This window comes from Paracoccus sp. TRP (assembly GCF_000185925.1).
GTDB lineage: Bacteria > Pseudomonadota > Alphaproteobacteria > Rhodobacterales > Rhodobacteraceae > Paracoccus > Paracoccus kondratievae.
Genome location: NZ_AEPN01000027.1, coordinates 21499 through 28847, shown reverse-complemented (window position 1 = coordinate 28847; position 7349 = coordinate 21499). Strand labels below are relative to the sequence as shown.

Sequence of the window (7349 nt, the reverse complement as noted above, 5' to 3'; positions counted from 1 at the left end):
GGGGGGGGGGGGGGGGGGGGGGGGGCGGCACGCCGCCCCCGCATCCCACCTTTCCTGCCCTCACCCTTTTTCCGAAACCAGCACGGGTGGCCGCGAGGCTTCACCCCCAGAGGTAGATTTGCCATGATCCGGCATGTGAAGACCGCGCGCCTGCAGCAGGGCGACCAGACCGACCCCGCCGTCACCGAAGCCGTCGAGAAGCTGCTGGCGCAGATCGCCGAGGGCGGCGACAGGGCCGTGCGCGAACTCAGCGTCAGGTTCGACGGGCTCGACCGCGACAGCTATCGGTTGACCGAGGCCGAGATCGCCGCCTGCATCGACGGGCTGAGCGTGCAGGAACGCCACGACCTGGACTTCGCCCAGGAACAGATTCGCAATTTCGCGCAAGCGCAACGCGACACCATGCTGGACCTTGAGGTCGAGCCGCTGCCGGGCGTCATCCTGGGCCACAGAAACGTGCCGATCCAGAATGTCGGCTGCTATGTCCCGGGCGGGAAATATCCGCTGCTGGCCTCGGCACATATGACCGTGCTGACCGCCAAGGTCGCGGGCTGCCAGCGCGTCATCACCTGCGCCCCACCCTTCAAGGGCAGGATCGCCGACAAGATCGTGGCCGCCCAGGCGCTGGCCGGCGCGGACGAGATCTATTGCCTCGGCGGCGTGCAGGCCATCGCCGCCATGGGCTACGGCACCGAGACCATCGCCCCGGTGGACATGCTGGCCGGTCCCGGCAACGCCTATGTCGCCGAAGCCAAGCGGTTGCTCTTCGGCAAGGTGGGCATCGACCTGTTCGCCGGCCCGACCGAAACGCTGGTCATCGCCGACGACAGCGTGGACGGCGAGATCTGCGCCACCGATCTCCTGGGCCAGGCCGAGCACGGCCCGAACTCGCCGGCGGTGATGATCACCAATTCGGAAAAGCTGGCCGGCGACACGCTGCGCGAGATCGAGCGGCTGCTGCAACTGATGCCCACCGCAGAGATCGCCCGCAAGGCATGGGAGGATTACGGCGAAATCATCCTGTGCGACACGCTGGACGAGATGGTGGCCGAGGGTGATCGCGTGGCCTCGGAACATGTCCAGGTGATGACCGCCGATCCCGACTATTTCCTGAACAACATGACCAATTACGGGGCATTGTTCCTTGGCGTGCGCACCAATGTCGCCTTCGGGGACAAGGTGATCGGCACCAACCACACACTGCCGACATTGCGGGCGGCGCGTTATACGGGCGGGCTGTGGGTCGGGAAGTTCCTCAAGACCTGCACCTATCAGAAGATCCTTACCGACGAAGCCTCGGCCATGATCGGCGCCTATGCGTCGCGCCTGTGTCATATGGAGGGCTTCGTCGGCCATGCCGAACAAGCCAATATCCGTGTCCGCCGCTTTGGCGGCCGAAACGTGGAATACGGCGCCGCTGTCCAGGCCTGAAACCGACCGGCCCGAGACGAGCGGAACGCCACCGAGCCTTCACCCCCACCGAAAACAGGGAGTATCCCCATGAAGAACCTATTTCCCGCTGTTCTCGCCAGCTCGGTATCGCTGATCGCCGCGATGCCCGCTCAGGCCGAGGTAAAGCTCGAGGTCATGCATCACTGGGTGGCCGAAAGCGAAGCCGCCGCGCTCAACGTCGTCCGGGAAGCACTGGCTGCCAAAGGCTACGGCTGGCAGGACAGCGCCGTGGGCGGACAGTCCGGCGGCAACATGCAGCAGGCGTTGCGCTCGCGCCTGGCCTCTGGCAACCCGCCGGGCTCCATGCAGTTCATCGGCTGGGAGGGCATCGACTGGTCGGCCGAAGGCGTGATGCGCGAGCTCAACGCGCTTGACGAGGCGAATGGCTGGGAAGCCGCCATTGCGCCGCAGGTGCTGCCCTTCGTCAAGAACGGCGACGACCTGATCGCGGTGCCCATCAACATGCATCGCCAGAACTGGGTCTGGGCGAACAAGGCCGCCTTCGACAAGGCCGGCATCGATCAGCCCGGCACCTGGGCCGAACTGATCGAGGACGGGGCGAAGCTGAGGGAGGCCGGCGTCATCCCGCTGGCCATGGGCGACGAGCCCTGGCAGATCCAGGTGATATTCGACGCGCTCGTCGCGGATATCGGCGGGCCGGAATTCTACAACAAGGCGCTGGTCGAACTGGACTCCGAGGCGCTGTCCTCGGACACCATGAAGCAGGTCTTCGACACGCTGCGCCAAGTGCGCGGGCTGGTCGACGACGGTTTCACCGGCCGCGACTGGGCCGTGGCTTCGGGCATGGTCATCAACGGCCAGGCCGGGATGCAGATCATGGGCGACTGGGCCAAGGGCGAATTCCTGGCCAAGGGCCTGAAGCCGGGCGAGGATTTCCTGTGCTTCGCGACGCCTTCGGAAACCCCGTCCTTCCAATGGCTGATCGACAGTTTCGGCATGTTCAAGGTGACCGATCCTGAGGTGACCAAGGCGCAGGACGCCCTGGCCGAAGTGGTCATGGACCCCAAGGTCCAGCATGACTTCAACCTGATCAAGGGCTCGATCCCGGCCCGCACCGACCTGCCGGTGGACGATTTCGACGATTGCGCGAAGAAGAGCTTCGAGGATCGCGCCGTCGCGATCGAGAACGGCGCCATGCTCGGGGCCTCCGCGCATGGTTTCGCCAGCCAGCCCCAGTTCGCCACCGTGTTCGGGGATGTCGTGGCGCAGTTCTTCGTCAGCGACATGGCCTCGGAAGACGCCGTGCAGATGCTGGTCAGCGGAATCGACAACGCCCGCTGATCGCGCCCCCCGCGTCCTGGACCTGCCGGCGACCGCACCCGGCAGGCCCTTCCGCATTGTCCCCATTTTCTGGAGAGGATCGCCATGACCCGAAAGAAAAGCTTCTCCGACCGGTTGGCCGACTGGCTGCCGCGCCTGGTCATGGCGCCCAGCCTGCTGGTGATCCTTGTCGGCGTCTATCTGTTCATCGCCTGGACCGGCTGGATCTCGCTGTCCTCGTCCCGGATGGTGCCGCAATACGATTTCGTCGGGCTGGAGCAGTATTACCGGCTGTGGGCCACGCCGCGCTGGCACACGGCGGTGGCGAACCTGTTCATCTTCTCGGCGCTGTTCCTGGCCGTGACCATCGGGGTCGGGCTGGTCATGGCGATCCTCCTGGACCAGAACATCCGGGCCGAGGGCGCGCTACGCGCCGTCTATCTCTACCCAATGGCACTCTCGTTCATCGTCACCGGCACGGCCTGGAAATGGATCCTGAACCCGGACCTCGGCATCCAGAAGGTGGTCAACGGGCTTGGCTGGGAAAGCTTCGTCTTCAACTGGATCACCCAGCCGAAATTCGCCATCTACACCATCGTCATCGCCGCGGTCTGGCAATCCTCGGGCTTCGCCATGGCCATTTTCCTGGCCGGGCTGCGCGGTATCGACAATTCGGTGATCAAGGCCGCGCAGATCGAGGGCGCCACCCTGCCCCGCATCTATGCCAGCATCATCGTGCCGATGCTGCGCCCCGCCTTCCTGTCGGTGATCGTGCTGCTGAGCTATATCGCCATCAAGAACTTCGACCTCGTGCTGGCCATGACCAACGGCGGGCCGGGCAATGCGACCGAGGTGCCCTCGACCTTCATGTTCTCGGCCACGTTCCGGCGCAACCAGATGGGCGTCGGCGCGGCCAGCGCCATGATGATGCTGATGACCGTCGCGGCGATCATCATTCCCTATCTCTATTCCGAGCTGAAGGAGGGTCGCCATGGCCAGTGAACACGGCTCAGCCGCGCGCTCGCGCATGATCGGGCGGATCTTCATCTATGGCAGCCTGGCGCTGTTGGCCGCGCTTTACCTGATGCCGCTCTGGGTGATGATCACCACCTCGCTGAAATCGCTGGACGAGATCTATGGCGGCTCCTTCATCGGCCTGCCCGAGGCGGTCACGTTCGAGGCCTGGGGCAAGGCCTGGAGCCAGGCCTGCATCGGCACCGCCTGCACGGGGTTGAAGCCCTATTTCATCAACTCGCTGTTGATGGTCGCCCCGGCGGTCCTGCTGTCCACGGGCATCGGGGCGCTGAACGGCTATGTGCTGACGAAATGGCGCTTTCGCGGCGCCAACCTGGTCTTCGGGTTGATCCTGTTCGGCTGCTTCCTGCCCTTCCAGGCGGTCTTGCTGCCGATGGCGCAGGTGCTGGGCAAGCTGGGGCTGTCGGGCACGATCCCGGGCCTGGTGCTGGTGCATACCGTCTATGGCATCTGCTTCACCACGCTGTTCTTCCGCAACTATTTCGTCACCATCCCGGACGAGCTGACCAAGGCGGCGCAGATCGACGGTGCGGGCTTCTTCCGCATCTTCTTCTCGATCATGCTGCCGGCCGCGCTGCCGATCATGGTCGTCTCGTGCATCTGGCAGTTCACCCAGATCTGGAACGATTTCCTGTTCGGCGTATCCTTCACCGCCGGGGAATCCTCGCCTGTCACCGTGGCGTTGAACAACGTGGTGAACGTCACCATGGGCCGCAAACAGTATAACGTCGACATGGCCGCCGCCATGATCGCCGCTCTTCCCACCCTTGTCGTCTATGTCGTCGCGGGCCGCTATTTCGTCCGTGGGCTGACCGCCGGCGCAGTGAAAGGCTGACCGATATGGCTACTCTTGAAATCGATCGCGTCCGCAAGGCCTATGGCAGCATGGAGGTGCTCAAGGAGGTCTGCATCTCGATCGGCAGCGGGGACTTCCTGGTGCTGCTCGGCCCCTCGGGCTGCGGCAAGTCCACGCTGCTCAACATGATCGCGGGCCTTGAGGGCATCACCGCCGGCCAGATCCGCATCGACGGCGATGTGGTGAACGACCTCTCGCCCAAGGACCGCGACATCGCCATGGTGTTCCAGTCCTATGCGCTCTACCCGACCATGACGGTGCGCCAGAACATCGAGTTCGGCATGAAGATCCGCGGCGTGCCGCCGGCCGAGCGCGACAAGGCCACCCGCGAGGCGGCCGAGCTGTTGCAGATGGCGCACCTTCTGGATCGCCGCCCCTCGCAACTGTCGGGCGGGCAGCGACAGCGGGTCGCCATGGGCCGAGCGCTGGTCCGCCATCCCAAGCTGTTCCTGTTCGACGAGCCGCTGTCGAACCTGGACGCCAAGCTGCGCGTGGACATGCGCACCGAGATCAAGCGCCTGCACCAGCGGCTGGGCACCACCATCGTCTATGTGACGCATGACCAGATCGAGGCGATGACGCTGGCCACCCGCGTCGCGGTGATGAAGGACGGCATCGTGCAGCATCTGGACGAGCCCCAGGTGGTCTATGACCGGCCGGCCAATGTCTATGTGGCGCGTTTCGTCGGCTCGCCGGCGATGAACATCATCCCGGGCCGCCTGATCGAGGGTACCGCGGGGCCGGAGCTGGAGATGGACCAGCCCGATGGCGGCAGGTCGCGCATTTCCGGCGTGGCGCTCAGCGAGGCCGCGCGACGGCAATATACCGGCAAGCCGGTGCTGGTCGGCATCCGTCCCGAGGGTTTTTCCGTCGCCGAGCCGGGCCAGCAGGCGGTGCAGGCCGCCATCGAGGTGGTCGAGCCCACCGGTCCCGATACGCTTGCCATGTTCACCCTGGGCGGTGTCGAGGTGATCGCCCGGCTTGCACCGCGCACCGCGCAAGCGGGCCAGACCGCCCGGCTTGCGGTCGAGATGGCCAAGGTGGTTCTGTTCGATCCGCAGACCGAAATCCGCATCGACTGAGGTGACCATGAGCAGGGACAGCGATGTCATCATCATCGGTTCGGGCATCGGGGGCGCCACACTCGCCTCGGCGCTGGCCCCTTCGGGTGCGCGTATCCTGATCCTGGAACGCGGCGAACATCTGGCCGACACGCCCGAGGCGCGCGACGATGTGGCGATCTTCGAGCGGGGCTTCTATCGCTCGGACGAGGAATGGATCGGCTCCGACGGCAGGAAATTCCTGCCGGGGAACTATTACTACGTCGGCGGCAACTCGAAATTCTACGGCGCGGTGATGTATCGCTACCGCGTCGAGGATTTCAGGGCGCGACCGCATCTGCAGGGCACCTCGCCCGGCTGGGATATGTCCTATGACGACATGGAGCCGTGGTATGCCCGGGCCGAGGCGCTGTTCAAGGTGCGCGGCGCGACTGGGCAGGACCCGACCGAGCCTCCCCGGTCGGGTCCGTTTCCCTTTCCGGCGGTCCCGGACGAGCCGGCTCTGCAACGGGTGCGCGAGCGGCTGAAGCGGGCGGGCGTCCATCCCGCAAGCCTGCCGCTGGCCATCGACATCGATGCCTGGCTGAAGCGCGGCCGGACCGGATGGGACGCCTTCCCCAATACCGGCGGCGCCGGCAAGATCGATGCCGAGGTCGGACCGCTGGCCGATGCGCTGAAGCATCCCAACGTGCGGCTGATGACCGGCGCACAGGTGGTGCGGCTGGAAACCGGTGCCGACGGGCACGAGGTGGTCGCGGCGGTTCTTCGCCGCAACGGGCGCGAAGAGCGCCTGACCGCGCGGCATTTCGCCGTGGCGGCGGGGGCGGTGCAATCGGCGGCGCTGCTGCTGCGCTCGGCCAACGCGGCGCATCCGACCGGCTTGGGCAACCGCTCGGACCAGCTTGGCCGGAACTTCATGAACCACAACACCAGCGCGATGATCACGCTGAACCCGTTTCTGCGAAATGACTCGATCTATCAGAAAACGCTGTTCTTCAACGATTTCTACAACGACGATCCCCAGGTTCATGCGCCGCTTGGCAATGTGCAGCTTTTGGGACGGATCACAGGCAACATCCTCAAGGCGCAGGTGCCGGCCATGCCGCGTTTCCTGGCAAGGCTGATGGCCGACCGCGCCTTCGGCTGGTTTCTGACCAGCGAGGACCTGCCCAATCCGAACAGTCGTGTCCTGGTTCGGGGCGAGAATATCGTCATGGACTGGCAGCGCTCCAACATGGATGCGCATCACCTGTTGATCAAGCGCGCCAGGCAGGTGATGAAACGCGCGGGATTCCCGGTGGTGATGGTGCGGATATTCGGCAACAAGACCACCTCGCATCAATGCGGCACCGCGCGCCTCGGTGCCGATCCGCACAAGTCGGTTGTCGATCTGGACTGCCGGAGCCATGACATTCCCAATCTATGGATCACCGACGCCTCGGTCCTTCCCACTTCGGCCGCGGTAAACCCGGCCCTGACGATCGCCGCGCTAGCCCTCAAGGCAGGCGAGGCGATGAAGAATGAGATAATCTGATCAGCGTGCTGCGGATATGCCAACGAAGCGTTGCTCCATGCTGCGTTTATCGCAACTTAGCGCATTCTGGTGCAGGCTCTGGCCCCGGCAAGCTATGAGCTTTATTGCGTCCGGGTAAAGTAAGGATATG

Annotated in this window: 6 protein-coding genes; all 6 read left to right on the top strand. The window is 64.8% G+C overall.

All coding sequences use genetic code 11. The annotated features are described in order from the left end of the window. Positions 1-123: 123 nt before the first annotated feature. Positions 124-1431 (top strand): histidinol dehydrogenase, encoded by a 1308-nt coding sequence (hisD, locus tag PARACOCCUSGL_RS0114360; protein ID WP_010397906.1) that lies wholly within the window; start codon positions 124-126, stop codon positions 1429-1431. 69 nt (positions 1432-1500) lie between these two features. Next, positions 1501-2754 (top strand): ABC transporter substrate-binding protein, encoded by a 1254-nt coding sequence (locus tag PARACOCCUSGL_RS0114355; protein WP_010397904.1) that lies wholly within the window; start codon positions 1501-1503, stop codon positions 2752-2754. Positions 2755-2838: 84 nt separating this feature from the next. Then, positions 2839-3735, top strand: a complete 897-nt coding sequence (locus PARACOCCUSGL_RS0114350) for a carbohydrate ABC transporter permease (protein WP_010397902.1) — start codon at positions 2839-2841, stop codon at positions 3733-3735. Then, entirely contained in the window at positions 3725-4603 is an 879-nt protein-coding gene (locus tag PARACOCCUSGL_RS0114345; RefSeq protein WP_010397899.1) for a carbohydrate ABC transporter permease, read from the top strand. Before PARACOCCUSGL_RS0114350 ends, PARACOCCUSGL_RS0114345 begins: the two co-directional genes overlap by 11 nt. A gap of 5 nt (positions 4604-4608) precedes the next feature. Then, on the top strand, positions 4609-5706 hold the full coding sequence (locus tag PARACOCCUSGL_RS0114340; RefSeq protein ID WP_010397897.1) for an ABC transporter ATP-binding protein: 1098 nt from the start codon (positions 4609-4611) through the stop codon (positions 5704-5706). Between the two features lie 7 nt (positions 5707-5713). Further along, positions 5714-7219 (top strand): FAD-dependent oxidoreductase, encoded by a 1506-nt coding sequence (locus tag PARACOCCUSGL_RS0114335; protein ID WP_010397895.1) that lies wholly within the window; start codon positions 5714-5716, stop codon positions 7217-7219. Positions 7220-7349 lie beyond the last annotated feature (130 nt).

What these genes read in the sequence shown, in the direction of transcription:
- hisD (WP_010397906.1), top strand. Translation starts at nt 124, where the DNA reads ATGATCCGGCATGTGAAGACCGCGCGCCTGCAGCAGGGCGACCAGACC.
- PARACOCCUSGL_RS0114355 (WP_010397904.1), top strand. Translation starts at nt 1,501, where the DNA reads ATGAAGAACCTATTTCCCGCTGTTCTCGCCAGCTCGGTATCGCTGATC.
- PARACOCCUSGL_RS0114350 (WP_010397902.1), top strand. Translation starts at nt 2,839, where the DNA reads ATGACCCGAAAGAAAAGCTTCTCCGACCGGTTGGCCGACTGGCTGCCG.
- PARACOCCUSGL_RS0114345 (WP_010397899.1), top strand. Translation starts at nt 3,725, where the DNA reads ATGGCCAGTGAACACGGCTCAGCCGCGCGCTCGCGCATGATCGGGCGG.
- PARACOCCUSGL_RS0114340 (WP_010397897.1), top strand. Translation starts at nt 4,609, where the DNA reads ATGGCTACTCTTGAAATCGATCGCGTCCGCAAGGCCTATGGCAGCATG.
- PARACOCCUSGL_RS0114335 (WP_010397895.1), top strand. Translation starts at nt 5,714, where the DNA reads ATGAGCAGGGACAGCGATGTCATCATCATCGGTTCGGGCATCGGGGGC.